We start from the raw sequence: 24,930 nt of genomic DNA on the forward strand, positions 1-24,930 counted from the left end.
TGCTAAGGACGCCTCAGGGTGTCATTTCTATCTAGCAGAGGGGTGTCATTTCTATCCGGCGCTTACACCGAAATAGACCGATAATATATATTATGTTAAATTATATCGCGATAGCCCGTCCAGCTTTGCTCGCTTCAGTCCTCCCGGATCAGGCTATGGCGCTGCGTATCCTGCATGCGAATATACACGATGAGCGATATCGCGATCATTGCTGTAACGTAGATATAGAAGCCTTCCTCCACCCCAGCGTGCTTGAAATAGAGCGCGACAAACTCAGCCGTTCCACCAAATACCGTGTTCGCTAACGCGTACGGCAAGGCGACCCCCAAAGCACGGATGTGCGCTGGAAAAAGTTCGGCTTTCACCACTGCGTTGATCGAGGTGTAGCCGGTGACGATGACAAGACCGGCCATCACCAGCAACGCAGCTATAAGGGGATCCCGCGTCGCCGCGAGCGTCGCGAAGATCGGATATGTTGTGATCATACCCAATATGCCAAAGCCGATCATCAGCGGCTTGCGCCCTACGCGATCAGACACCATGCCCGCAACCGGCTGCAACAGCATGAAAAAGAACAAGGTTATGCCGTTGATTTCGGATGCTGTTTCGCGGGTCAGGCCGCTGGTGTTGACAAGGAATTTCTGCATGTAAATGGAATAAGCGTAGAAGGCGATCGTGCCGCCCGCCGTCAGCAACATTACGGTCGCCGTCTCGCGCGGATGACACCTAATCAGCTCCACGAAGCTCGATCGGCGCCCACTCTCGGCCTTGGCTACGGCATAGCTCTGCGTTTCACGCAAACCCCGCCGCAGCCAGACTACGCTGACAGCCAACAGACCGCCAATGACAAAAGGAATACGCCAGCCCCACGCATCGAGAACCGCTTCACCAAGCGTGGCCTGGAGCAGGATGAGCACGCAGATTGCTATAAGCTGCCCAGCAATTAGTGTGACATACTGAAAGCTGGAGTAGAATCCTCGTCGGTCTTTCCCTGCCATCTCCGACAGATAGGTCGCGCTCGCGCCATATTCGCCACCGATCGACAGCCCCTGTACAAGCCGCGCGAGAACGAGGAGAATCGGCGCGCCGACGCCAATAACGTCATATCCCGGCGTCACCGCTATGAGCAGCGATCCCGCGCACATCATCCCAACGGACAGGGTCAGTCCGCTCTTTCGGCCGTGCCGGTCGGCATAGACCCCCATGGCCCAGGCGCCGATCGGACGCATGAGGAACCCGACCGCGAAAATGCCAGCTGCGCTCAGCAGCTGTGCCGTCCGATCTTCGGTCGGAAAGAAATGGGGCGCGAAATAGAGCGTGAAGGCCGCATAGACATACCAGTCATACCATTCGACTAGATTGCCGGCCGAGCCGCCGATGATGGCCCGTACGCGCTCGTGTCGGGTCGGCGGTCGCGCGGCGAGCGGTCCCGTCATGGCGTCATCACCATTTCCCCGTTCTGAACGCCCCAGCTTTTCAGGCGCGACAGCAGGTTCATGCCAACGACATTCACCTCGCCAAAGGCGGGCGATATGACGATGTCGAGATCGCTGGTGCGGATGGGCCCGATGACAAGCGTGGAGACGGTGGATCGCTTGGCATCTATCTTGCCGTTGGCGGTCATCATCGCGACACCCGGCCCATTCATATCGAAATTAAGGCCAGCGGCGCGCGCCGTCGGAACCGAAAGCGCCGTCACGCTGGCCCCGCTGTCGATCAGGAATCGCGCGGGCGTGCCGTTTACCGTGGCTTCCACCCAGAAATGACCATCAGGCGCCATGGGGATGTGCAATGCCTATCCTAAGGCACGGGTGGAAGGCGTTGCGGCGAGAGACCCGCCCCCGGGCGCGACAGACGGGGCTGACACCACGGTGCGAGCAGGAAAATAGCCGCGCTGCTCGCCCAGCTTGAACAGTCCCAGCAGCGCGATGAAGATAACGGCCCACAGCAACGTCATGCGGAACATGCCGCCGAGTGGCGCGCGACGCGCGAGTAGCGCGGACCCGACAAGGACGAGCGCCAGCACATACCAAAGGCCGGACATCGCCTGATCCGCGTCCATAGCTATCAGCCCCCTAGCCGCCCGTCGCTGCCGAGCCGGACCACCATGCCATCGTAGCCTGGCTTGACGCCAGCGGGGAGTAACTGCGTCAGAGTCGCATAGTCCATGCTCTGATCCATATGGGTCAGGACCGCCAGGCGAGGTTGAACGGCGGCGATGCCGTCGAGGGTGAGCGCCAGATGGGGATGAGTCGGGTGCGGCTTTTCGCGTAAGGCATCGACAACCCAGACATCAAGGCCATCATAGAGAGCGATCATGTCCGCAGTGAGGGCGTGAAAGTCGGTAGCGTAGCCGATGGACCAACCATCGTGCGTGAAGCGGAAGCCCGTGGAGAAAATTTCGCCATGAGGCTGGTCGGTGCAGACGATATCGATGTCCCCGATGCGCAGACGATCGAGGAGGATATGGGGTTCGATCGTGGGATGATACCCCTGCCGCCCTTCAAAGGCATAGGCAAAGCGCTCTCTGAGCAGAGCCAGCGTCTGCCTGCGTGCATAGCCAGGCACAGGGCTGTGACGGTGATGATAGATCTGGCGGACATCGTCGACGCCGTGGCTGTGGTCGGCGTGATCATGGGTCCAGAGGATCGCATCGATATCGATCACGTCCGCTGCCAGCAACTGGGCGCGCATGTCCGGCGAGGTGTCGACAAGGAGACGCGTGGTCGCGCTTTCGATGAGAATTGACGCGCGGGTACGGCGGTTCTTCGGCTCCTGCGGATCGCAGTTGCCCCAGTCATTACCGATCCGAGGAACGCCGGATGACGTCCCGCAGCCCAGAATGGTGACCGTCAGGCTCATGCCCGCCGCCCTGATCCGATCTTGCTGAACAGCGCGTGGAAGTTCGCGGACGTGGCCTCCGCCAATTGTTCGAAGCTTTCGCCCCGCAGGATAGCGAGAAATCGCGCGGTGTCAGCGACGAAGGCCGGCTCGCATGGCTTACCGCGATGTGGCACCGGAGCCAGAAAGGGCGAGTCCGTTTCGACAAGCAGACGGTCGAGCGGAAGCCGCGCAGCGGTATGTTGCAGATCCTTCGCGCTCTTGAACGTTACGATGCCCGAGATGCTGATATAGAGCCCCAGGCCGAGGGCGGCGTCGGCGAAGGCGCCACTGGCGGTAAAACAATGAATGATACCGCGAAAAGAACCGTTTTTCATTTCTTCGCGCAAGATCGACAGCGTGTCTTCTTCCGCGTCGCGGGTGTGAACGATCAAGGGCAGCCCGGTGTCGCGCGCGGCGGCGATGTGGGCCCGGAAGCTGGCCTGCTGTTGCTGGCGGTCGCTATGGTCGTAATAATAGTCGAGCCCGGTTTCGCCAATGCCCACGACCCGGGGATGCGCCGCCCGTTCGACCAGCTTGGCTGTGTCGACATGGGGATGTTCGTCAGCCTCATGCGGGTGGATGCCAACAGTGGCCCAGACGTCGGTCTCGCGTTCCGCGGTTTCGAGCACCGCGTCCCACTCGCCTTCGCGGGTCGCGATGTTGAGCATCAGTCCCACCCCTGCCCCGCGAGCACGTTCAAGCACATTCTTCTGATCTTCGATCAAGCCTTTGTAATTCAAGTGACAATGGCTATCGATCAGCATCGTGTCAGGCATCCGCTTCGGTCAGTTCGAGACGCGGGAAAAGCGGCTTGGGCGGACCCAATGTAAAGCCTGCGGAGCGGAGCTGGCTGTACCAGTCGCCGCCGATGGCCGCATAGCCGCGCCCGTCCCGGTTCAATCCCATCTGGTCGAGCAAGGTAGCCGCACTGGCCGGAATGACGGGCTGGACCATGATGGCGAGGCTGGCGATCGCTTCATAGAGGGTCGCAAGCACTGCTTCCATCCGCGCCGGGTCCGTCTTGCGCAGCGCCCAGGGCGCCTGCGCGTCGATATAGGCATTGCAGGCGAATACGGCGCGCATCCACGCTTCTATGGCGACGGAGGGCGCCAGTTGCGCCATCGCGGACTGGAACGTGCTGCTGGCCTCGATGATGGCGGTCATCAGGTCCTGGTCTGCCTCTTGCGCGGCGGGTTCAGGCAGGCGCCCCTCAAGATTCTTGGCGATGAAACTCAGCGTCCGCTGGGCCAGATTGCCGAAGCTGTTGGCCAGGTCGCTGTTGGACCGGGCCACGATGGCTTCGGCGCTGTAGCTGCCGTCATTGCCGAAGGTGACTTCGGAGAGGAGGAAGTAGCGCAACTGATCGACGCCAAAGCGATCCGCCAGTTCCAGCGGGTCCGCGACATTGCCGACCGACTTCGACATCTTTTCGCCCCGGTTGAGGACAAAGCCATGGCCGAACACCTGCCTGGGCAAAGGCAGCTTTGCACTCATCAGGAATGCCGGCCAGTAAACGGTATGAAAACGAACGATATCCTTGCCAATGATATGGGTGATGTCGCCACCTTCGGCCCAATAGCGGGCCATGCGATCGGCATCGTCCGGATAGCCGCAACCGGTCAGATAATTGGTGAGCGCGTCGACCCAGACATACATGACATGCCCTGCGGTGCCGGGCACCTTCACGCCCCAATCGAAGCTGGTCCGCGAGATGCTGAGGTCCGACAGGCCGCCTTCGACGAAGCGCATGATCTCGTTGCGGCGGCTGTCGGGCTGGATGAAGTCGGGTTGGCTTTCGTAGAGATCCAGCAGTTTCTGCTGATAAGCAGACAGCCGGAAGAACCAGCTTTCCTCAACCGTCCATTCGACGGGCGTGCCCTGCGGCGAAAGCTTTTCGCCGCCCTCGCCTTCGACCAGTTCCTTCTCGTCGTAAAATGCTTCGTCGCGGACCGAATACCAGCCTTCATAGCGGCCAAGATACAGGTCGCCATTCGCCTCCATGGCTTGCCAGATGGCTTGGCTGGCGCGATGATGATCGGGCTCGCTGGTACGGATGAATCGATCATAGCTGATATTCAGCCTGTCTCCCATATCCCTGAAATATCCAGACATTTCATCGGCCAGCGCCTTGGGTTCAATGCCGCGTCCGCGCGCGGCCTGGGCCATTTTGAGGCCATGCTCGTCCGTGCCCGTCTGGAAGAAGACATCGCGGTCCATCAGCCGCTGGAACCGGGCGAAGGCGTCGGTGGCGATCACCTCATAGGCGTGGCCGATATGCGGCCGGCCGTTGGGATAACTGATGGCGGTGGTGATCGTGTAGGGCTGCGACATGCGCCTTCCCTAGCGAGAGTCGAGGCGCGCGCAAAGCCGCTTTTCAGGCCGCAAGCGCCGCGACATGGCCGGCAAGCTCAAAGGTCACCGCGCCGGGTTCCAGCGAAAGAATGACGGCGCCGCCCGCGAGTTGGCGAGCAGCTTCCCACCGGTCCAGTGCCACGCGCAACGCATCGCCGCTGCGCTGGCGCGCAGCCTGCGCTATGAAAGCGGGAGCACGCTCCAGGAAAGCCTCGTAACGCGGACGAGCCGCCTTGGTGGAAAGCGCCTTGGCGAGCGCGAGGCGCCGGACATTGCCTGCATCCCCGTCATTTGCGATCGCGGCAAGCGTTCGATCAATCTCGCCAATGTCCAGGCCGGCATAACGAAGCGCCCGCCCCGGAGCACCTTCCCCCGCCTCGACCAGGGAATCGATTTCGCCCGGGGACAGGGCCTCGCCGCTCGCACGCAGCGCGTCCCGCATCTGCGCATCGTCAAGCGGGTCGAAGCGCAGGGTGCGGCAGCGGGAGCGGATGGTCGGCAACAGGCGTCCGGGCGCATGGCTGACCAGCAGGAACAGCATATCCGCCGGCGGCTCTTCCAGACTTTTGAGCAGGGCGTTCGCCGCGCCCCGCTCCAGATCATCAGCGCTATCGATGATGACGACGCGGCGGGGGGAAAGGGATGGGGCCGACTGGATCAGTCTTTGGAGGCCTCGGACCTGATCGACGGTGATGTTGCGCGCCGTCCCGCTTTCCTTTTCCAGGCAGCGCAACTCGGCATAATCGGGGTGCGATTCCGCGTCGATCAACCTGGCGACAGGGTGATCGGCTGGCACATCCAGCCCCTCGGCCGCGACCGGCGGGCCGGCCGCCTCCGCCAGCAGGCGCAGGGCGAAGGCGCGCGCGAAGGTCGCCTTGCCCACGCCATTGGGTCCAGCGAGTATCCAGCCATGATGGAGGCGGCCACTGCGGACAGCCGCGAGCAGCGTCGCGACCTGCCGATCATGACCGATCAGGCGGGTCATGGCAGCAGATCGTCCAGCGCGTCCAGCAACCGCGCGGTCACGGCATCGGCATCACCCGATGCGTCAATGGCGCGGACGCGTTCAGGCTCCTGTGCCGCGAAGCGGGCGAAGGCTTGGGCGACACGCTGATGAAAGGCGCGATCGCGGCCGCCGATCCGGTCGGCCGCGTCACCGTCGCGACGGTTGGCGCGTGCCAGCGCCTCCTGATCGGGCAGAGACAGGATAAACGTGCGGTCCGGCAGGAGGCCGGCGCTGCCAATCCTGTGCAGGGCCTTGATATCGTCGTCCGTGAGATCGCCCATCGCCTGATAGGCGCGACTGCTGTCGATAAAGCGGTCGGACAGGACCCAGGCCCCTCGCCCGATCGCCGGACCTATGGTCTTTTCGACATGATCTGCCCGGGCGGCGGCGAACAGCAACGCTTCGGCCCGCGCGCTCCAGCGATCGGCGTCACCTGTCAGCAGCAGCGCGCGGATTGCTTCAGCCCCTTCGCTGCCGCCAGGTTCGCGGGTTTCCACAACCTCCAGGCCGCGTGCACGCAGCGCGGCGGCAAGGGCCCGCAACTGGGTGGACTTGCCAGTTCCTTCCCCGCCTTCCAAAGAGATGAAACGGCCGCGCGTCACCCGAAGAAGGACTTCAGCCCGTTCCACAGCCGGCCGAAGATGCCGGCTTCGGCCACTTCCTCGCCAGCGACAAGGGGAAGCACCTGCGGCGGCGTATCAGGCGTGGAGACGATGAGTTCGGCGATCTTCTGCCCCTTGGCGATCGGCGCCTTGATCGGGCCCATATAGGCAACCTTCACAGACACATTGCCCGATGCAGTGCGCGGCAGCGTCACGGCCATGTCCTGGGGCGCTACGAGGGGCACGCTTGTCGCGCTTCCGAGTTGCACTGCTGCCGTGTCGACGGTCTGGCCCTTCTTGAAGAGGGGCTGCGCCTTCCACGCCTTGAAGCCCCAGTCCATGAAGGCCACCGACTCACTGATGCGGCTGTTGTAGGTCGGCAATCCCGCCAGCACCATCACCAGGCGCCGGCCATCCTGTATCGCAGAACCGGTAAAGCCGTAGCCCGCTTCCTCGGTATGGCCGGTCTTGAGCCCGTCGGCTCCAGCCACCTTGCCCAATATCGGGTTGCGGTTGCCCTGTTCGATGTCCGCTCCACCCATCGTCTTGCCCCAGGTGAAAGAGCGGGTGGCATAGAAGCGCTTGTAGAGGTCGGGCGTTTCCTCGACCGTCGCTTCGGCGAGGCGCGCGAGATCTTCCGCCGTGACATAGGTGACGCCATTATCGGGCCAGCCATTGCTGGTGCCGAAATGGCTGTTCCTGAGGCCCAGCCGCTTGGCTTCGTCGTTCATCAGGGACACGAAAGCCTGTTCGGTACCGGCGATCCCCTCGGCCACCACGACGCACGCGTCATTACCCGACAGGGTGACGATGCCATGAAGGAGATTTTCAACCGACACCTGTTCGCCCGGCGACAGGAACATGGTCGATCCGGCCGCCGGACCGTGCCATTTCTGCCAGGTTTCCGGACGAACGGTGAACTTCGTATCGAGCTTCAATTCACCCTTCTGGATCAGTCGGAAGGCGACATGGGCCGTCATCATCTTCGCCAGCGAGGCGGGGGGCATGCGAGTCTCGCCACCCTTGTCGTAAAGGACCGCGCCCGATGAGAGGTCCTTCATATAGGCGATGGGCGCCACAGTCGTGAAAGGCGGCGCGGCAGCGGTCAGCGGCTGCGCCATCAGGCCGACGAAGAAAATGGCGGCTACGGTCTTTTTCATGAGGACTGCCTTCGCACTGGTGGATTCGGAAATGATCAAATGCCCGTTGCATGTCCTTAGCCATGACAGCCTCGATCCCTCAAGGCCCTGTAGGCGCCGGCTTGCTGGAAAGGACGATGCGGGCCGCTACTGCCTTACCGCATCGGCCAGCAGCCCGACTGACAGGGCGTAGAAGTTGGAGCAATTATAATCGAGGATCGCCCGGTAATTCGTGGTCAGCAGATAGGCGGTTTGGCCCGGCCCGTCCGGTTCCAGCAAGGTAGCCATCACCGTGTCGCCCGGCCAGACGCCATTTATGGAAGTGACGCCCAGGCGGCGCCATTCGGCCATGGTCAGCCAGCGGCTATGGCGGTTGAAGACGCGAGGGCATCGGGCCGGGGTCAGGCGCGCAGCGATGCCGGATCGGTCGAGGCCGGCGGGCACGGAGACAGCGACGCCCCAGGGCTGGCCGCGCCGCCAGCCTGAATGCACGAAATAGTTGGCGATGGATGCAAGCGCATCGGCTTCGCTGTTCCAGATGTCCACCCGCCCGTCACCATCGCCGTCCTTGCCCAGACGCAGATAGACGCTGGGCAGAAACTGCGGATAGCCCGTGGCTCCCGCCCAGCTGCCCACAAGGCGGGTGCGCGGGACGCCGCTGTCGAGCATCTTGAGCGTGGCGAGCAATTCGGGTTCGAACAGGCTGCGGCGTCGGCCTTCATAAGCCAGGGTCGCCAGCGATCGGATCAGGTCGAAATCGCCTGTATAGGCGCCATAATTGGTTTCATGACCGTAGATAGCGACCATGATTTCCTCCGGCACGCCGGTTTCCGCCTCGATCCGGGCGAGCCGGGCACGGTTCGCGAGATAGGCGGCGCGTCCCCGGCTTATGCGCGCGGCATCGACATGCTGGCGGCGATAGGGTTCAAAATTGGGGATCGGCGAATAGGCCCCGCCGCCCGGCTGGGTCTGGTCCAGCTGAACGACGCGCGGGTTGGGCGTCAGCGTGGGAAAAACGGAATCCAGCGTTGCGTCCCGAATGCCCATGGCGCGGGCGCGGGGCCGAAGCGAATCCAGATAGGCGCGAAAGGCGAGATCGTCCTGCGCCATCGCCTGGCTGCTCATGAGGATCGCCGCGATCACCGCGGCGATGGCCAGACCGAGCGAGAGGATGATGGAACGCATTGAAGAATCTCCCTAGCCCTTTTGTGGCACAGGGACGCGCGGTGATGTAATCCCCTTAATCGCGATACACGTGGTGGAGCCGTAAAGGCAGATATAGCCCATTACGCGATTTTGGACTTGGCTTGGCCGCCGGCTTCGCTAGGAAGCCATGCGACGGACAGGTGGCCGAGTGGTTTAAGGCAGCGGTCTTGAAAACCGCCGTGGGTTTACGCTCACCGTGGGTTCGAATCCCACCCTGTCCGCCAAACTTTATCGCAAGACATTGATCTTGACCGATAATTATATTCCGCGCTTTTCCGCCCCACAGTTGGCCCCACATTATTTCCAGCCAAGGCTGATCGTCGCTCACGGCATAAGCGTCTCGCAGAGTCCGTCGCTTTAAGGGCACAGACCTGCATCAAGCATTCCTTTTCGGGCTGGACGCCCCCGAGGGGGACCAACGTTCACATGGGGGGTGTGCATCATGATCTCCCACATATTTTTTGAAAAATTCGCCAATTTTCTGCACCCCGTTGATTCTGGGGCCGATTATTACCTTTGCCGCATACAGGTTATTTCGATAACTTAATGAAGTGTAAGGCGGCGAGGGGGCGGCGTATAGACATGCTGCGGTTCCATAATTTCGCAAAATCCACTTATGGCAAGATGTTGATCGGGCTTATTGTGGGCGTTGCGCTCGGAATGGTAGTTTTGGGCTTCATTAATTCGCAGCCGATCACTGCCGCCGAAGTGCGATCCGAATACGCCAAGGATCAAGCTGTAATACCAGAACCGGAAGATGTTGATAATAAGATAGTAACAGCGAATAATCTCTATCGATCTTCTGACTACAATGAGGCTCTGCAATTACTAGGCCCTCTGGCTTTGAAGGGCTACGCCAAAGCTCAATATTTGGTCGGCGTGATGTATTTCTTTGGACATGGCGTTCCAAAAGATCCACAGGAAGCGGCTAGTTGGTGGAAACTTGCGGCTAATGAATATCCGGAAGCGAAGTTCCAGCTTGCAATGCGTTATTCATCGGGAACCGGAGTTCCCCAAGATCAGCGTGAAGCACGCCGACTAGGTTTGGAAGCGGCGAAATCGGGGCATGTCGCATCTCAGGGCATGGTCGGCATTATGATGGTCTTAGGAGAAGGGGGAGAGGAGGATATTGAGGAAGGTGCCCGTTGGGTTAGGCAAGCTGCCGCTAATGGCGAACCAATCGCCCAAAAATTTCTAATGACGGCTTTACCAGACATCTTGGCAAAAAGGCGCCTGGCAACGCTTCTGCAATTGAACCCGAGATTAACCGTTGCTCAAGCGGCAGCCCTGATGGGAACTGAAAATTTCCCGGTAGGCGACGATCCCAGTGCGACTGTGATTGCCTCGGGTATTAGAACGCGAACGATGCCAGTCGTGGACCCTGCCCCCGCATACAATCCGCAACCTCGTATACGGATGGGAGCCATTGAGAGCGCAGACGAGGAAAATGCATATGAGCGACTAGAGCGGCGGTTTGGTGCGAGTTCCAGTTCACGTCGAAGCATTCCCGCCGTCAGTGACGCTGCCCCTACACCCCCCCGCAGCACCAGCCCCTCAAACGTCGGAGCAATCAACCCTCGCACGGGGGAATTCTATGCTCCGTCGGGCTCCGGGTTCACCAGCACACGCGACGGCACCTATTACGCTCCTGCCGGTCCTAACGGCGTCGTCGACACCCGAACGGGGCAATTCATACCGGTGACGCACTGACTTAATATGGCGGCACTGGCCACACTTCTTCAGGCCGCAGCGGATAGCGCCTTCCGGGTTCTTTACGCTCCTGGAACCCGACAGGTCACGAGTTTCGGGAAAATAACCGTGCCCTCCCATGGCGTGAATGACCGCCAGCGCGCCGTTGTGGGTTGAAGGGCATCGCAGGCAAAACACCTCACCTGTCGCGGATCGCTGCGTAAAATATGGTGTGTCGACACAATAGTCGACACACTATATGTCGTTGCAATGAGCCAGTTCGAACTGCCTTTTGAAGGGCCATTTGCCGTCGATGATAATCCCGCGCTTTGGACGCCGCGCGAGATATGGGTGCGTCTGACGGCGCAGATGATGCCGCACTTTGCGGAAAGCCGGCGCATTGATTATAAGGGGGGCAGCAAAATTGATTTCGCTGACATGGCGAAATATCTAAGCGCCTTTTCCAACACTCCTGACGGCGGAGTGCTGCTTTTTGGGGCCGATTCAAACGGCAATCCGACGGGCTGCTTGGCGCTATCTCCCGACCAGCAAAATAGAATTGAATCCTGCCACACTCAACTCTGCCCGGAATCTCGGCCTGAATTTCGAAGGATCGAAGCAACCGTTGACGGCGCTAAGAATTTTTGTATTGCCGTATACATTCCGTACATTGGTCGCCTAGTAGAAACCAACAAGCAAGAAGCTTGGATTCGCTATGGCGACACAATCCATAAGATGAGTGATGAAGAAAAGCAGGATTTCCGGTCTACTCGCCAAGAATTGACATATGAACTTAGGCCTGCTCCGTATACTTATCCTTCTGAGTTTGACTTGGGGGTTGTTCAGGATTTTTGCGATGGTTTTCGAACTCGTGAACGAAGGGAAAACTGGACCAATGAGGAAATTCTCAAGGATCGCTACCTATTGACGGAAGTTGATGGTAAAACTGTTCCTACCAATGCCTTAGTATTGTTGGCTGCAAAAAGTCCTCGCAAGAGCATACCGGGCTGCCGGGTTAGAGTGCAGCGATTTGCCGGAGAGACAGAAGGATCGGGGGCTGAATACAATCCACTGAGAGATCGCTTCTTTGAGGGAAGTGTAGTTTCCATCATAAAGACAGTCGCGCAAGAATTAGATGAACTAATCTATGACGTGACCTGGCTAAACCAAGATGGAAAATTTGAAACAACTCCAGAATACCCTAGATGGGCTTGGTTTGAGGCCCTTGTAAATGCGTGTGTTCACCGGTCATATAGCTTCGCCGGAACCGAGATTACGGTGAAATTATTTCCAAATAGGATGGAAATTGAAAGTCCAGGCGGGTTTGTGCCTCCGGTCAACGAGAGTAACCTTTACCTAACGCGGGCGGCTCGAAACAATCACTTTATGGATGCAATGCGCTATTTGGGATATGTTCAAATGGCTCGCGAAGGAACCCGTCGCATTAAGGAAAGTATGGCGGATTATAGGCTTCCTGAGCCGGTATTTCGCCAAGAGGCGGTGCATGGCGTGGTCGTCAAAGTCACGCTATTTAACGACCATATTACCCGTAAACGCGCATCAGATCGTGACGTAGCACTTTTCTTCGGGGTCGAGGTTTGGAAGGCATTGCAGGAACATGAAATCGCTATTGCCGCGCACGCATATCGTAACCGTGAAATTCATGTCTCTGACGCCTCCCGCATAACCGGACGAACTTGGGCAACGTCGAAAAAGGATTTGGAAAGGCTGGTTCGCAAAGGCGTGCTGGAATTTGTAGCAGGCACTTACACCAGAGATCACAAGGCACATTATCGCTTGAGGGAGAGGGTTGATGGTTGATGACAAATCTCAACTCGACAAGTTCAAGGAAGTCGCCTGCGAGCTAGAAGCAGAAGACGATAAACAGTGCTTCAAGGAGAGGCTTGCCAAGCTCGTGCAGCATAAGCCTACGCCGGATAAGCCTGAGTGAAGGTCGTTTACCGCGTCACCTATCCGAACGGCAAAATCTACATCGGGCAGGACGTGACCGACAGCATCAACTATTTCGGCAGCGCGTCGAGCGCGATGATCGCCAGGGATTTCACGCGGGAAGAGCGCCGCAGCTTCACCGTGACGCGCGATATTCTGTGGGAATCAGAAACCGCGACTCAAGAAGAGGTGAACGAGATGGAGCGCCGCGCCATAGTTGAATTTCGGTCCAACGATCCAGCAGTCGGCTATAACCGCTGGCCCAAGTTTATCGGTCTAGTTTCAGTATTATAATCGCCAAATAATTACCGGTGCCTTATCTATGTTACCACCGTGCGGACTTGTGAAAATCACAAACGAGGTGGCAACCAGTACCGGGAATATTGTGCCTTGTCAGACCACTTTCGCCGCCTCTCCCAGCCCAGGCTCAAAAGGATCGGGCTCAGGTATTTCCCCTGGCTACCCAACGCCTGCTCAAATTCAGCCATCGCGAAAGGGCGATGCCGGGAGATGACCGGGAGGCTGTCATACCATTCGGTGAAGCGTTGCCGCAGATCAGGCTTTGCGGGCTGCGCCGTCGCGCTCGCGGCCATCTCACGGTTCAGGGCATTGATGTAGGCTGACGGCATGGCAATTCTCGCTGGTGGTTAGGCTCAGGCTGACAACGCGGTCCCCGAAAACCCGTTTCGGGTCCATTTCGGGTTGAAGTTCAATCCCCGAAACACCCGAATCCCCTTTAGGGGTTCGGGTTCGGGAGAACTTTCGGGCTCAAGTAAGGCTGACCACCCCCTCATTCATTAAAAGGTGGTCGGCGCGGATAAGGGCATCCACCGCCTCCTTCGCACGCTCGTGAGGTTTTGCGGTGGTGAGGATGGCGGCAACGCAACTGATCGCTTGTTTGTAATCCAGCGATTGGCCCGGCAGAGTTAGGCACCGACGCAATTCAGCCACTGCCGCCTTTTGATGCTTCCCCGTTAGCTGACGCCGTTTAGGTGCCTTCACATGCAGCGCCTGCTGCACCGCGCAGCTCATGATAGCGCCCTCCGAATCATGCCCCACCTCGTAGGGGATCAAGTCGAAGTCCCTCGCTTCGTCGCCGCTATCATCCTTGGCCTTCCGAATTGACCAGCTGCGGCCAGACGCTTCTTTCACAACCTCAATTACGGCATCCATGGCTCCGAGCAGCGACGAGTGACCACGCGGCCCCCGGGAGCGCTCCTTTCCAGAATGATGAACGAAGATAACCAAGCCATTGACTTCCGACGCCAATCGTTTTGCGCTTGCGATGATCTGCCCCATATCCTGAGAGGTGTTTTCCTCCGCGCCGGGAGAGGCCTGGTTGAGGGTGTCGATGATGATGACCGCCCCCCTTCCTACAGTTGCTACAATATTGGATGCCAAATCGTCGATCCCCTCCCCCGTCAGCAGATGGATGTCACGGCAGCAAATACGGAAGGCATCGGGGCACAGCTGTTTGCTATGGCGTTCGAGCGCAGTGATACGCCTGCCCATACCGCCTTGACCTTCAAGCGCGACATAGACGACCGGAGCTTGTCTAATCCGAAACCCGAACCAGTTGTGCGCCCCTGTCGCGACAGCGTGCGCGAGGTGCAGGGCCAAGAAGGATTTTCCCGATCCAGGATCGCCATAAATCGCGGCGAGCCCTTTAGCGGGTAGCACCCCGCGCACGACATAGGGAGGTACGGGTATCTGCCGTAGCTGATCCGCCGTCATGAGCATGGGTTGGTCAATTTGCTGAGTTGTCGGCGGCCATTCACCTGACCAGCCATTTTTCCGGCCATGATAGATTAAGGTGCCGAGCGTGATCCCCCGGCCCGGATCGAAATCATCGAACAGCCGATCAAGGGCGGCAGCATCGTATCTATGTTGGGCTTTGCGGCTCCAAACGTGAGCGATGTGCCGCGCACTATTCCATCCAGTGGATGCTACCGACCATATGATGTCGCGCCATGTCTCATATTCAGTATCAGATGAGACTGTATCGAGCATCGCCAAGACGGGACGCACGAACGGCTCGGCTTCAGGATGAGATGTTTGAACTGCTATCGTTTTAACACTGTTCCTGGCCCCACGGGTGCCGAACCAGCGCTCATCCACCGCAACAATTTCGTTGGTGAAATCGGCGAGGGTTCCGCGAGCATCCCAGCCGGTTATCGTGACGAAACGCTTGGTGGCATATAACTCACGCCCTCCCCCAGCGTTTCCGCCGCGGACTGCCGTGCGGGACAGGCCCAGCATGCGCAAGCCTTTGCCGCTAGGTGAAACTTCTAAATACGGCCGCCCCAGCTGACGCCACAACGCTTGGCATTCAGCTGTACGGTCACTGCAATCGTCAAGATCGACGGCGGTCAAATAGAAGTCGACACCGTCCAGGTTGATCGGATGCTCGTCACTCAGGACTATTCCGATACCATCGCTCTTTCCGCAATTGCAGGCATCTATCGCGTCGTCGATGGACAACCAGTTGCTAGGATCAAGCGGGTTGATATTGCGCCTAGTGACGGCGGACACCGGAATTTTGTCGAACTTACCGGTGGGTTTTGGAGCTCCAGCCCGCCATGACACCCACCTTTTCACTCCTCGCAAAAGGGCGGGTATGTTCTGGCTGATGATTGGACGCGCCTTCAGCGGCGTGGCGTTCCCCCCTTGCAGCACCTTTCAATCCCCCGAATTTTCACTGCTAGAGGCATTCGGTTGCAGTAGGATACGCAGCCCAGCCTCGATCCGATCAGCAAAGATCACGCCACATTCTCCTGGCAACCCGCTGCGCAGAGCGGCCTTCCAAACCTCCCATTGGAAGCTCCGCTCTGAAATCGTGCCGCAAAGCCGCTCGATGGCGAGCGAGGTCATCGCGTTGAACGCCGTGGCGTAGTGCTCGTAACGGGTGCCGTCGAAGAAATGATCGACTGCCCCTTCGGCGTCTGGCGCGTCGTCCTGCGGCTCCCGACTCATGCCACACCTCCCCGCTTGGCTTTCTTCATCCGGAGCCACGCGACAACCTCGGCCTCTTCCCAAGCCGTGATGGCTGCTGAAAGGTGAAAAGGTTGCGGAAAACCGGGTTCGGTACGCACCCAACGCCAGATGGTGGCGGGAGAGGCTCCAGTTAGATCACAAACTTTCCTGAGCCGAATGGCTCGCGTCGTTTCGGCTGTGTAGTCGCCTTCCCAGGTCATCGCAGGTCTCCATGAAACACCATGGAGCCCGATGTGCCAGCGCCTGGATTTTTCGTGCAAGGAGGCCTGGCCAACCGGAGACGGCAAGCTGCTAGATGACGCCGCGCTCTCGTCGTATGCGACCTATGTGCCGCCTCAGAGTTCTGAATTCCTGAGGAACGGCGGCCTGCCTCTGTATAATCTCAGTTGCGACAGCACTCTGGCTCAGTCGCGGGGTGCGAATTAGATCACCGTGGTCCTGCCACAACCATTGACGGGTCTGTTCCGCGACCGCCGCTCGCGCCGCGTTGTTGATTGCACGCTGCACAATCCCTGCTTTCCTGAGACCGTTTCCGGCTCCTTCCTTCCTTGCGAATTCGCCAACCTCGCGTCTACCAACCCAATCAGTGTTCACCCCCATCTCGCCCTTCGCATGCCGAACATGATCGGGGGCTAAAAGCAGCCAATCTAGGGGGTGGTTCTTTCGGGGCCTTCCCCTGGGCCGGGCTCCCGTTATTCCCATATCGATCGTCTCCGGGCTTCGATCGATACGACGTTCGATCCCGTACACCCGCAGACATGCCTCGCCCAATGCTCCATCATTGGTCGGCGCTGTTCCAACAGGTCCGTGCGATGATAAGCTGCCTCAGTCCTGTTAGCGATGGTGTGAGCCAATGCCTTTTCAGCAAGATCACGCGCATAGCCGTTCTCAGATGCCCAGTCCCGAAATGATGAGCGAAATCCGTGCGCCGTGGCGACTCGCCCTTTATCTCTGCTTGCGGCCTTCTGATCCCGTAGGAAGCTGGTCAGCACCATGTCACTCAGGACACCACCTCGCGGCGCGGGGAACACAAGGTGGCTATCGGGATGTGCTTTACGCTGGGCCTCCAGGACCTTCATCGCCGCTTCGCTAAGGGGGACGCGATGCTCAACTTTAGTCTTTAGGCGATGGGCAGGCACCGTCCACGTCCGCATCGACTCATCCACTTCATCCCAACGCATCGCCCGAGCCTCTCCTGACCGTGCAGCGGTCAAAATCACGAATTCCAGGAGTGCGCGCGTGACATTGGCTGGTCCCGAGCGAAGCGATGAGACGACGAAGTCAGGCACCGCCCGCCAATCCATTGCGGGCTGATGGCGCACGCGCTCTCGTTTGCCTGGCTGTCGGGGCAAGAGGTGGTCCACCACGTCAACCGGATTGCCCTGCACCATGCCGTTCGCCCAGCACCACTTCATGACTTTGTGGCATCGCTGCTTTAGGCGAGTGGCGGTTTCCGGCTTCGCTAGCCAGATGGGGCGCAAAAGGTCCGCAAAATCAGCCGGATTAAGCGCCGCAACCTTTTTCGCCCCGACCTTGGGGAAGGCATAGTCGCGAAGCGTATTGATCCATTGGTCTTGGTGCTTGGAATTTTTCCAGCCGTCCTTGCTGTCCTCATGAACCCGGCGCGCGGCTTGCTCGAAAGTAAGGACTTCGGCCAATGCCTTCCGTTCCGCCTTCTGCGCGCCACGTTCGTCAATCGGATCCTTGCCGTTGGCAATGAGTTGGCGCGCCAAGGTTCCCTTCATGCGCGCATCCGCAAGACCAACGTCGGGGTATGCGCCCATTCCCATATCCCGACGTTTGCCCGTCAGTGGCGAGACAAAGCGGAAAATCCATTTGCCTTGGCCCTTCTGGGCGCTGGGCTCGAAGCGCAGGCCCACAACCGACCCGTCCTGCATGGGCTTTCCGCCAGGCTGGGCCGCTTTGAGTTTTAAGTCAGTGAGCTGTGACACATCAACCCCACATTCAGCCCCACACAAATGGCAAGATTGGATGATGTCACATGAGATGAGGTAAATCAAAACCTTTAAAATATAATACGTTGTAGGTTGATTTTTGGATTAAGTGTTTGGCCGTTTTCATATTTTTGGCGGACACCCTGTCCGCCACCCTTCGCCTAGTTCCCGCCAGCGCCGCGACCGTCCGGGCGCCTCACGCCGTCGTGTCCGTCCCTGATCGGCGTGGTCAATTTCTGACTTGCGTCAGGGCCTTTGGGTGGACCGCTGTCCGGCGACTTGGGTGCGCCGCCATCCGGCTTGGGGCCGCTGCCACCCCCGCCCATCGACTTGGCGATGGCTGCCGAAGACAGGGATGTGGACAACAGAATCGTCATGGCAGGTGGCACTGTCGCTGCGAAACGGCCGCAATTTTGCAGAAAACGGCGTCGATCTTCGGCTGCATCAAGAAATGGCGGGTGTTCGGGCAAGGCTGCCTCCTCTAAATTCGTGCATGACCATATTAGCAGCAAGCCCCTGGGAGGACCTTTGCTAAGGTGGCGTATGACAAATGGCAGAGGTGGAAGTGGCCGCCCCATCCCTTAACCGGCGTTAAGGCGATGCCGGGCTCAAAATGCTAGGGTCCCGCCTGTCCACCGGGAGGTTGCGATGCCAGCTGACATTGATGCCCGTTATCTGTTCAGGCGGGCGCGGGAAGAAGCCGCGAAAGCCGACCAGGCCGCCGCGCGGCACGCTCCCGCGGCGGAGATCGCCGCGCATCGCGAACTGGCGCTGCGGTACAAGGTCAGGGCGCTGTCGATATCATGTCCGGACCAGGTGCTGCATGACGCCCTGGAACGCTATGATCCGCCGGGCGAGCCAGAGCCTCCGACGCGGCCGCATTGAGGCGCGATCCGAAGCGGTAGCCGGTCAGTAAAAAGCGCCCCCGAGCAAGGGACGCCGGGGGCGCGATCTGTATGCTGTCGGGCATCCAAATCGGCCGTCGATTAGCAGTAATCGGCTTTTCCGGCAATATATAATCGGCTGCTTTCCGTAGCGGCACGCCGTCATGGTGCGCCTGCCGCCAGGCTGGGGCAAAAAGACCGATTGAAAAGAATGTCCCGCATCTCGCATGATGCGCAGAGAGCGAGGGCATATCCATGACGATCGAAGACAATCACCTCCCGCACCAGCCGGGAACATGGCCGCGATTATCTGCGATCCAAACGGGAGCGAGAGGCCTGTGCCCACGCTGTGGCAAGGGGCATATCTTTCGCGGTTTCCTGACCGTACGCGATCATTGTGAATTTTGCGGGCTCGACTATTCCTTCGCAGATCCGGCCGACGGTCCGGCGGTGTTCGTCCAGTTGTTTGCCTGTGTGCCGGGCGTCATCTTCATCATCATGCTGGAGATTTTGGCCCGGCCACCGCTCTGGGTACATATCGCCGTGGGCATTCCGGTGCTGATACTGACGACGATATTGCCGATGCGGCCGATCAAGGGGTGGCTGGTCGCCGCGCAATATGTGAATCAGGCGCAGGAAGCCGGCACCGCGGATCTCTGGGCGAAGTTGCACGCGCAAGAGGCGGACAAGCGACGGGACCAGTGAGCGATCGGGCGCGGCCATGACCGGAGGTTGACAGGGCGCGCGTAAAGACCGTGAGACAAACGGTCGTTCCGCCCGCAAATCGGCGTCAGTTCGGACGCGCCATGGCCTAACGGCTCAATTCAGCGCCCCATGGCAGTGCTTGTACTTCTGGCCCGATCCGCAGGGGCAAGGTGCGTTACGGCTGATATCGAGATTGGCGAACTCACCGGCCAGCGCATCGCCAAGCCGCGGGCGCGGAATGGTTGTGGTAATTCCGATCCCTGCCCCATCGACATCGCTGCTGTTGTCATCGCCCGAGAAGGGATCGATATGCGTGGTGATGAAGTCGGGCAGAACGGGCAGTTCGAATTCGGGCAACGGTTCTTCCATACGGAACTGGATGCGCGCGATGGAGCCGGTCACATCCTCACGGATGTTCCCCAGCATGCGTTCGAACAGGGCGAAGGCTTCCTGCTTATATTCGTTGATCGGCGTCTTCTGGGCATAGGCGCGGAGATGCACGACCTGGCGAAGCGCGTCGAGTGTCGAGAGATGCTCTTTCCAGTGATGATCGAGGCTCTGGAGCAGAATGCTCTTTTCGATCATGTGCCAATTTTCGGGATCAATCTCCCTGACCTTTTCCGCCACGGCTTCGTCGGCGAGAGCTTTCAGGCGCTCTTCGATCATCTCGGGATCGACCGCGTCTTCCGCCAGCCAGGCATCGAAGTCCGGCTCCAGGCCAAGGATTTCAGCGGTCCGCGCCTTCAGGCGATCCATGTCCCACTGTTCCGGATAGGTCCCGGGCGGACAGGACGCACCGACCAGGTCATTCACCGTTTCATGGCGCATGTCCGTGACGACGTCGTCGACCGTATCGGCATCCATGATGTCGCTACGCTGCTCATAGATGACCTTGCGCTGGTCGTTCATGACATCGTCATATTCGACAACCTGCTTGCGGATATCATAGTTGCGCGCTTCGACCTTCTTTTGCGCGGTCTCGATCGCCTTGCTGAGCCATTTGGAAGGCGGCAGCGCTTCGCCATCCTCCAGATTGGATCGGATCATCTTGGCGAACATGGTGTCCGGCCCGAAGATGCGCATCAGATCATCGTCGAGGCTGAGGTAAAAGCGCGACAGGCCCGGATCGCCCTGACGGCCTGAACGGCCGCGCAGCTGGTTGTCGATGCGGCGGCTTTCATGACGTTCGGTGCCCAGCACGAACAGGCCGCCCGCCGCCAGCACTTCCTGTCTTTCGGCTTCGATCTCGGCATCGATCCGGCGGATGGCGGCTTCGCGCTCCGGCCCTTCCGGCATATCGCGCAGTTCATCCTCGACGCGGAATTCGAGGTTGCCGCCCAGCTTGATGTCGGTGCCGCGTCCAGCCATGTTGGTGGCGATCGTCACCGTGCCCTTGCGGCCCGCCTGGGCGACGATATGCGCTTCGCTTTCGTGGAAACGGGCGTTGAGCACGGCATGCTTCACCCCTTCCTGCGTCAGGAATTCAGACAGCATTTCCGATTTTTCGATCGAGACGGTGCCGACCAGAACGGGCTGCCCCTGTTCGGCGTGAACCTTGATCGTCTTGGCGATCCCCCGGAACTTGTCTTCCAGATTCTTGTAGAAGCTGTCTTCTTCATCGGCACGCTGCACCGGCCGGTTGGTCGGTATGGTGACGACGTTCATCTTGTAGATTTCGTAAAATTCCGTCGCTTCGGTCGCGGCCGTGCCGGTCATGCCGCCCAGTTTGGGATACATGCGAAAATAATTCTGGAACGTGATCGACGCCAGCGTCTGGTTTTCCGGCTCGATCTGGACGCCTTCCTTTGCTTCCACGGCCTGGTGCAGGCCATCCGACCAGCGGCGGCCGTCCATCATGCGGCCGGTGAACTCGTCGATGATGATGACCTTGTCGTCCTTGACGATATAGTCGATGTCGCGGCGGAACATGACATTCGCGCGCAGCGCCTGATTGACATGGTGAACGACAGCCGTGTTTTCGAAATCATAGAGGTTTGCGCCTTCGAGCAGGCCGGCATCCTCCAGCATACGCTCGATCTTTTCGGTGCCGTCTTCGGTCAGGGTGACAGAGCGCTGTTTCTCGTCCTTTTCGTAATCGGACTCATCGAGCCGTTTCACGATAGTATCAACGGCGACATAGAGTTCCGACTTGTCGTCGGTCGGGCCGGAGATGATCAGCGGCGTGCGGGCTTCGTCGATCAGGATCGAATCCACCTCGTCGACGATCGCGAAGTTGAACGGCCGCTGCACCATCGAAGCCCGGTCATACTTCATGTTGTCGCGCAGGTAATCGAAGCCAAGTTCGTTGTTCGTCGCGTAGGTGATGTCTGCGTGATAAGCCTCGCGCCGCTGGTCCTCCGACAGGTTCGGCACGATGACCCCAGTCGTGAGGCCAAGGAACCGATAAACCTGGCCCATCCATTCGCAGTCGCGCGTGGCGAGATAGTCGTTCACCGTGACGACATGGACGCCCTTCCCTTCCAACGCATTGAGGTAGGTGGCGAGCGTTGCGACGAGCGTCTTGCCCTCACCGGTGCGCATTTCGGCTATCTCACCGCGATGAAGCACGATGCCGCCGACCATCTGGACGTCATAATGGCGCTGCCCGAGCGTGCGCCTGGCCGCTTCGCGCACGGTCGCAAAAGCCTCAGGAAGCAGATCGTCCACCGTCTCCCCCTGGGCCAGGCGTTCGCGGAACCGCACGGTCTGGGCAGAAAGCTCCTCGTCGCTCATCGCCGAAATGCTGGGCTCGAAAGAGGCGATGCGCTCGACGATTTTACCCAGCGACTTGACGTAGCGGTCGTTGGACGATCCGAAGATGGACTTGGCGAGTGCGCCGAACATGCAGCTTCCTGACAATAGGGGGAGCGCGCGGCCCCTTTCGGGAGGCGCACATATGCGCCGCGATTTAGGCACGACACATCCGTTAGTCAATCGGAGCGCCGATAAAGCCTTGGCCCCTTCGCCGTTGCAAGGCGAAGGGGCTGCGAGCCTGCGCGGTACTTGCATTTCACGCCATATAGTCACGAAGAAACAAAGAGACGGGTCACACATACAGTATCGTCAACCTGCCCTGCGCCCGGCCGCGCGGGCGCATTGGTGCGACGCATGATTGACCCGCGCCACAGTTACGCTAAGCGGCGGGCATGACACAGGTCTCTCCGCTCGCTCCCGCCGCCTTTCCCGCCCTACCGTCCATCGCGGGCGTAACCGCACGCGTGGCGCGGGCGCGCTACAAGAATTGGGACCGTTGCGACCTTACCTATGTCGAGCTGGCGGAGGGGACGGCCGTCGCGGGCGTGACGACGCAGAGCAAATGCCCCTCTCCCGAAGTCGAGTGGTGCCGGGATGCCATCCCTCTTGGCTCCGCGCGGGCGCTGGTGGTGAATGCGGGCAATGCCAACGCCTTTACCGGCCATCGGGGGCGGGCCGCGGTTGAGGCCATCGCCGCCAAGGTCGCCCATCATCTGTCCTGCCTGCCTTCGGACGTGTTCATTTCTTCGACGGGCGTGATCGGGGTCCCCCTCCCGGCCGAAAAGGCCGAGGCGGGGCTGGATGCGGCGTTCGCGGCTGAACCTTGCGGGTGGGAAGAGGCCGCGAACACCATCGGCACCACCGACACCTACGCAAAGGGCGCGCGCACGTCGGCAATGATCGGCGACACCCGTGTCGAACTGGTCGGCATCATCAAGGGGTCGGGCATGATTGCACCCGACATGGCAACGATGCTGGGCTATATCTTCACTGACGCGGCCATCGAGCCCCAGCTCTTGCAGCAGATGCTCTCCACGGCGAACCGGCGGACCTTCTCGTGCATCACGGTGGATAGCGACACATCGACGAGCGACACTGTGCTGGCCTTTGCGACCGGCAAGGCAGGCAACGCGCCGCTCGCATCGATGGATGACCCGGGTACGGATGCCTTTGCCGCGGCGCTGGGCGACCTCTGCCTGCAACTCGCGCATCTGGTGGTGCGGGACGGCGAAGGCGCGACCAAGTTCGTGGAGATCACGGTCGAAGGCGCGGAAAGCGACGCCAGCGCGCATCGCATCGCGATGTCGATCGCCAACTCGCCGCTGGTGAAGACGGCGATCGCAGGCGAGGACGCAAACTGGGGACGCGTCGTCGCGGCGATCGGCAAGGCGGGCGAGCCTGCCGACCGCGACAGGCTGTCGATCCGCTTCGGCTCAACCCAGGTCGCGGCGCGCGGCCTCGCGGTCGAAGATTATGACGAAGCGCCGGTGGCAGCGCATCTCAAGGGGCAGGAGATTGTCATCGGCGTTGACCTGGGCCTGGGCGACGGGAGGGCCACGGTGTGGACCTGTGACCTGACGCATGGATATATCTCGATCAATGCGGATTATCGCAGTTGATGCCGTTTGAACTGCATCAGCCGGTGGTCGCGCTCATGCGCTCGGTGGGGCGTGACATCATCATGCCGCGCTACCGGAATCTGCGCGCCGACGAGATCAGCGAGAAGGCGGCCGACGACTTCGTGACCATCGCCGACAGGGAAAGCGAAATCCGGCTGGCTGAAGGATTGTCCGCGATCCTGCCGGAAGCGGGCGTCATCGGCGAAGAGGCTTGCGCCGCCGAGCCGGCCATCCTGGACCGCGCGGGACAGGGGCTCAACTGGATCATCGACCCGATCGACGGCACCGGAAATTTCGCCGCCGGGCGCCCGCCCTTCGGCGTCATGATCGCCCTAGTCGATGCGGGCACGACCCTTGCGGGGTGGATATTGGATCCGCTGACGGGCCGGTTGTGCCACGCCATCCTGGGGGCGGGAAGTCACATTGATGGCGAGCAGGTGCGTGCGCGCGAGTCCGGCAACGCCCAGCCGGTGGCTGCTCTCGCGGTCTATTTCATGACGCCCGAGGAGCGCGCCGACATCCAGCGGCGGTCGGAAGGCCAGTTCGCCCTTGTCGACATCCCGCGCTGTGCTGCCGAGCAATATCCGCGACTGGTGCTGGGGCAGAATGACGTGTCGGTCTTTTCCCGCACACTGCCCTGGGATCATGCGGCGGGGACGCTGTTCCTGAACGAGGCGGGCGGCTGCTGCCAGCGGCTGGATGGGACACCCTATGTCGTCGGGGATAGCCGGCGCGGGTTGTTGGGGGCATCGTCGCCCCGGCTTTGGGATGTGGCGGCCGAGACACTATTTCGGTGAGAGACCGATTGCGATGAGCCCCGGGGAAGGCAGCTTCGCCCCCTCCCCGGTTCATGGGATCAAAGAACGCTTTCGATCCAGCCCTTGAGCGCGCTCTTGGGTGCGGCTCCCACCTTGGTCGCTGCGGCTTCGCCATTCTTGAACAGGATCATCGTCGGAATGCCGCGCACGCCATATTTGCCCGGCGCATCGGGATTCTCATCGATATTGATCTTCGCGATCGTGACCTTGTCAGCAAGCTCTTCGGAAATCTCTTCCAAGGCCGGGCCGATCATCTTGCACGGACCGCACCATTCCGCCCAGAAATCGACGAGCACGGGCTTGTCCGCGTCGATAACGTCCGCCTGGAAGCTGAGGTCGGTGACTGCCTTGGTTGCCATATCTGATATCTCCTT

The 24,930-nt window shown here is 60.0% G+C and carries 23 protein-coding genes, 1 tRNA gene and 1 pseudogene; 9 read left to right on the top strand and 16 right to left on the bottom strand.

Annotation, left to right across the window (positions count from 1 at the left end; all coding sequences use genetic code 11):
- Positions 1–134: 134 nt before the first annotated feature.
- The 9 genes and pseudogenes from AAC640_RS04385 to AAC640_RS04430 form a co-directional block, all read right to left on the bottom strand.
- Entirely contained in the window at positions 135–1,436 is a 1,302-nt protein-coding gene (locus AAC640_RS04385) for an MFS transporter (RefSeq protein ID WP_340264895.1), read from the bottom strand.
- A pseudogene (locus AAC640_RS18365) lies at positions 1,433–2,062 on the bottom strand (retropepsin-like aspartic protease family protein). The gene AAC640_RS04385 and the pseudogene AAC640_RS18365 overlap by 4 nt, the downstream one beginning before the upstream one ends.
- 5 nt (positions 2,063–2,067) lie before the next feature.
- Positions 2,068–2,862, bottom strand: coding sequence for an MBL fold metallo-hydrolase (locus AAC640_RS04400; protein ID WP_340264898.1), 795 nt, complete (start codon positions 2,860–2,862; stop codon positions 2,068–2,070).
- Positions 2,859–3,647, bottom strand: a complete 789-nt coding sequence (locus tag AAC640_RS04405) for a TatD family hydrolase (RefSeq protein ID WP_340265341.1) — start codon at positions 3,645–3,647, stop codon at positions 2,859–2,861. Before AAC640_RS04405 ends, AAC640_RS04400 begins: the two co-directional genes overlap by 4 nt.
- A gap of 4 nt (positions 3,648–3,651) precedes the next feature.
- On the bottom strand, positions 3,652–5,214 hold the full coding sequence (metG, locus tag AAC640_RS04410) for a methionine--tRNA ligase (protein WP_340264899.1): 1,563 nt from the start codon (positions 5,212–5,214) through the stop codon (positions 3,652–3,654).
- Positions 5,215–5,257: 43 nt separating this feature from the next.
- A complete protein-coding gene (locus AAC640_RS04415) occupies positions 5,258–6,220 on the bottom strand; it encodes a DNA polymerase III subunit delta' (RefSeq protein WP_340264900.1) in 963 nt (320 codons plus the stop codon).
- Positions 6,217–6,843, bottom strand: a complete 627-nt coding sequence (tmk, locus tag AAC640_RS04420; protein WP_340264901.1) for a dTMP kinase — start codon at positions 6,841–6,843, stop codon at positions 6,217–6,219. The genes AAC640_RS04415 and tmk overlap by 4 nt, the downstream gene beginning before the upstream one ends.
- Complete coding sequence (locus AAC640_RS04425) at positions 6,840–8,003, bottom strand: D-alanyl-D-alanine carboxypeptidase family protein (RefSeq protein WP_340264902.1); 1,164 nt, start codon at positions 8,001–8,003, stop codon at positions 6,840–6,842. The genes tmk and AAC640_RS04425 overlap by 4 nt, the downstream gene beginning before the upstream one ends.
- A gap of 126 nt (positions 8,004–8,129) precedes the next feature.
- Complete coding sequence (locus tag AAC640_RS04430) at positions 8,130–9,167, bottom strand: lytic murein transglycosylase (protein ID WP_340264903.1); 1,038 nt, start codon at positions 9,165–9,167, stop codon at positions 8,130–8,132.
- A gap of 155 nt (positions 9,168–9,322) precedes the next feature.
- Here AAC640_RS04430 and AAC640_RS04435 point away from each other — a divergent pair.
- The 5 genes from AAC640_RS04435 to AAC640_RS04455 all read left to right on the top strand — a co-directional run bounded on the left by AAC640_RS04435 (position 9,323) and on the right by AAC640_RS04455 (position 13,121).
- Positions 9,323–9,412 (top strand) — tRNA-Ser (locus AAC640_RS04435).
- A 358-nt stretch (positions 9,413–9,770) separates the two neighbouring features.
- Positions 9,771–10,898 (top strand): tetratricopeptide repeat protein, encoded by a 1,128-nt coding sequence (locus tag AAC640_RS04440; protein ID WP_340264904.1) that lies wholly within the window; start codon positions 9,771–9,773, stop codon positions 10,896–10,898.
- A 249-nt stretch (positions 10,899–11,147) separates the two neighbouring features.
- Positions 11,148–12,698 carry an ATP-binding protein gene (locus tag AAC640_RS04445; protein ID WP_340264905.1) on the top strand — a complete coding sequence of 517 codons (1,551 nt, stop codon included), beginning with the start codon at positions 11,148–11,150 and terminating at the stop codon, positions 12,696–12,698.
- The gene (locus tag AAC640_RS04450) at positions 12,691–12,828 is read left to right on the top strand and encodes a hypothetical protein (protein ID WP_340264906.1); all 138 of its coding nucleotides are present in this window, start codon (positions 12,691–12,693) and stop codon (positions 12,826–12,828) included. Before AAC640_RS04445 ends, AAC640_RS04450 begins: the two co-directional genes overlap by 8 nt.
- Complete coding sequence (locus AAC640_RS04455; protein ID WP_340264907.1) at positions 12,825–13,121, top strand: GIY-YIG nuclease family protein; 297 nt, start codon at positions 12,825–12,827, stop codon at positions 13,119–13,121. The genes AAC640_RS04450 and AAC640_RS04455 overlap by 4 nt, the downstream gene beginning before the upstream one ends.
- Before the next feature lie 56 nt (positions 13,122–13,177).
- On the opposite strand, the gene AAC640_RS04460 is transcribed toward AAC640_RS04455, so the two are convergent.
- The 5 genes from AAC640_RS04460 to AAC640_RS04480 all read right to left on the bottom strand — a co-directional run bounded on the left by AAC640_RS04460 (position 13,178) and on the right by AAC640_RS04480 (position 17,773).
- Positions 13,178–13,456, bottom strand: a complete 279-nt coding sequence (locus tag AAC640_RS04460) for a hypothetical protein (protein WP_340264908.1) — start codon at positions 13,454–13,456, stop codon at positions 13,178–13,180.
- Positions 13,457–13,595: 139 nt separating this feature from the next.
- Positions 13,596–15,413: an AAA family ATPase gene (locus AAC640_RS04465; RefSeq protein WP_340264909.1), complete on the bottom strand. Its 1,818-nt coding sequence runs from the start codon at positions 15,411–15,413 to the stop codon at positions 13,596–13,598.
- Between the two features lie 93 nt (positions 15,414–15,506).
- Positions 15,507–15,800: a hypothetical protein gene (locus tag AAC640_RS04470; protein WP_340264910.1), complete on the bottom strand. Its 294-nt coding sequence runs from the start codon at positions 15,798–15,800 to the stop codon at positions 15,507–15,509.
- Entirely contained in the window at positions 15,797–16,021 is a 225-nt protein-coding gene (locus AAC640_RS04475) for a helix-turn-helix transcriptional regulator (RefSeq protein ID WP_340264911.1), read from the bottom strand. Before AAC640_RS04475 ends, AAC640_RS04470 begins: the two co-directional genes overlap by 4 nt.
- A 492-nt stretch (positions 16,022–16,513) precedes the next feature.
- A complete protein-coding gene (locus AAC640_RS04480; RefSeq protein WP_340264912.1) occupies positions 16,514–17,773 on the bottom strand; it encodes a tyrosine-type recombinase/integrase in 1,260 nt (419 codons plus the stop codon).
- 651 nt (positions 17,774–18,424) lie between these two features.
- Between AAC640_RS04480 and AAC640_RS04485 the strand changes: the two genes are divergently transcribed.
- Positions 18,425–18,661, top strand: coding sequence for a hypothetical protein (locus tag AAC640_RS04485; protein WP_340264913.1), 237 nt, complete (start codon positions 18,425–18,427; stop codon positions 18,659–18,661).
- A 254-nt stretch (positions 18,662–18,915) separates the two neighbouring features.
- Complete coding sequence (locus tag AAC640_RS04490) at positions 18,916–19,365, top strand: DUF983 domain-containing protein (RefSeq protein ID WP_340264914.1); 450 nt, start codon at positions 18,916–18,918, stop codon at positions 19,363–19,365.
- 114 nt (positions 19,366–19,479) lie between these two features.
- Here the strand turns inward: AAC640_RS04490 and secA are convergent, their stop codons facing one another.
- Entirely contained in the window at positions 19,480–22,209 is a 2,730-nt protein-coding gene (secA, locus tag AAC640_RS04495; RefSeq protein WP_340264915.1) for a preprotein translocase subunit SecA, read from the bottom strand.
- 302 nt (positions 22,210–22,511) lie between these two features.
- On the opposite strand from secA, the gene argJ reads away from it, so the two are divergent.
- Both argJ and AAC640_RS04505 read left to right on the top strand, forming a co-directional pair.
- Positions 22,512–23,738 carry a bifunctional glutamate N-acetyltransferase/amino-acid acetyltransferase ArgJ gene (gene argJ / locus AAC640_RS04500; RefSeq protein ID WP_340264916.1) on the top strand — a complete coding sequence of 409 codons (1,227 nt, stop codon included), beginning with the start codon at positions 22,512–22,514 and terminating at the stop codon, positions 23,736–23,738.
- Positions 23,738–24,535 (top strand): inositol monophosphatase family protein, encoded by a 798-nt coding sequence (locus tag AAC640_RS04505; RefSeq protein WP_340264917.1) that lies wholly within the window; start codon positions 23,738–23,740, stop codon positions 24,533–24,535. The genes argJ and AAC640_RS04505 overlap by 1 nt, the downstream gene beginning before the upstream one ends.
- Positions 24,536–24,594: 59 nt before the next feature.
- Here AAC640_RS04505 and trxA read toward each other — a convergent pair whose 3' ends face one another.
- Positions 24,595–24,915, bottom strand: coding sequence for a thioredoxin TrxA (gene trxA / locus AAC640_RS04510; protein WP_340264918.1), 321 nt, complete (start codon positions 24,913–24,915; stop codon positions 24,595–24,597).
- Between the last annotated feature and the right edge of the window lie 15 nt (positions 24,916–24,930).

Origin of the sequence: Sphingobium mellinum (assembly GCF_037860795.1) — a bacterium.
Taxonomy (GTDB): Bacteria; Pseudomonadota; Alphaproteobacteria; order Sphingomonadales; family Sphingomonadaceae; genus Sphingobium; species Sphingobium mellinum.

Excerpts from the sequence above, each read along its gene's own strand:
- AAC640_RS04485 (WP_340264913.1), top strand. The coding sequence starts at position 18,425 with ATGCCAGCTGACATTGATGCCCGTTATCTGTTCAGGCGGGCGCGGGAA.
- AAC640_RS04430 (WP_340264903.1), bottom strand. The coding sequence starts at position 9,167 with ATGCGTTCCATCATCCTCTCGCTCGGTCTGGCCATCGCCGCGGTGATC.
- AAC640_RS04460 (WP_340264908.1), bottom strand. The coding sequence starts at position 13,456 with ATGCCGTCAGCCTACATCAATGCCCTGAACCGTGAGATGGCCGCGAGC.
- AAC640_RS04490 (WP_340264914.1), top strand. The coding sequence starts at position 18,916 with ATGACGATCGAAGACAATCACCTCCCGCACCAGCCGGGAACATGGCCG.
- AAC640_RS04405 (WP_340265341.1), bottom strand. The coding sequence starts at position 3,647 with ATGCTGATCGATAGCCATTGTCACTTGAATTACAAAGGCTTGATCGAA.
- AAC640_RS04445 (WP_340264905.1), top strand. The coding sequence starts at position 11,148 with ATGAGCCAGTTCGAACTGCCTTTTGAAGGGCCATTTGCCGTCGATGAT.
- AAC640_RS04440 (WP_340264904.1), top strand. The coding sequence starts at position 9,771 with ATGCTGCGGTTCCATAATTTCGCAAAATCCACTTATGGCAAGATGTTG.
- AAC640_RS04385 (WP_340264895.1), bottom strand. The coding sequence starts at position 1,436 with ATGACGGGACCGCTCGCCGCGCGACCGCCGACCCGACACGAGCGCGTA.
- AAC640_RS04505 (WP_340264917.1), top strand. The coding sequence starts at position 23,738 with ATGCCGTTTGAACTGCATCAGCCGGTGGTCGCGCTCATGCGCTCGGTG.
- AAC640_RS04475 (WP_340264911.1), bottom strand. The coding sequence starts at position 16,021 with ATGACCTGGGAAGGCGACTACACAGCCGAAACGACGCGAGCCATTCGG.
- AAC640_RS04400 (WP_340264898.1), bottom strand. The coding sequence starts at position 2,862 with ATGAGCCTGACGGTCACCATTCTGGGCTGCGGGACGTCATCCGGCGTT.
- AAC640_RS04415 (WP_340264900.1), bottom strand. The coding sequence starts at position 6,220 with ATGACCCGCCTGATCGGTCATGATCGGCAGGTCGCGACGCTGCTCGCG.
- argJ (WP_340264916.1), top strand. The coding sequence starts at position 22,512 with ATGACACAGGTCTCTCCGCTCGCTCCCGCCGCCTTTCCCGCCCTACCG.
- AAC640_RS04450 (WP_340264906.1), top strand. The coding sequence starts at position 12,691 with ATGGTTGATGACAAATCTCAACTCGACAAGTTCAAGGAAGTCGCCTGC.
- trxA (WP_340264918.1), bottom strand. The coding sequence starts at position 24,915 with ATGGCAACCAAGGCAGTCACCGACCTCAGCTTCCAGGCGGACGTTATC.
- metG (WP_340264899.1), bottom strand. The coding sequence starts at position 5,214 with ATGTCGCAGCCCTACACGATCACCACCGCCATCAGTTATCCCAACGGC.
- secA (WP_340264915.1), bottom strand. The coding sequence starts at position 22,209 with ATGTTCGGCGCACTCGCCAAGTCCATCTTCGGATCGTCCAACGACCGC.
- AAC640_RS04425 (WP_340264902.1), bottom strand. The coding sequence starts at position 8,003 with ATGAAAAAGACCGTAGCCGCCATTTTCTTCGTCGGCCTGATGGCGCAG.
- AAC640_RS04470 (WP_340264910.1), bottom strand. The coding sequence starts at position 15,800 with ATGAGTCGGGAGCCGCAGGACGACGCGCCAGACGCCGAAGGGGCAGTC.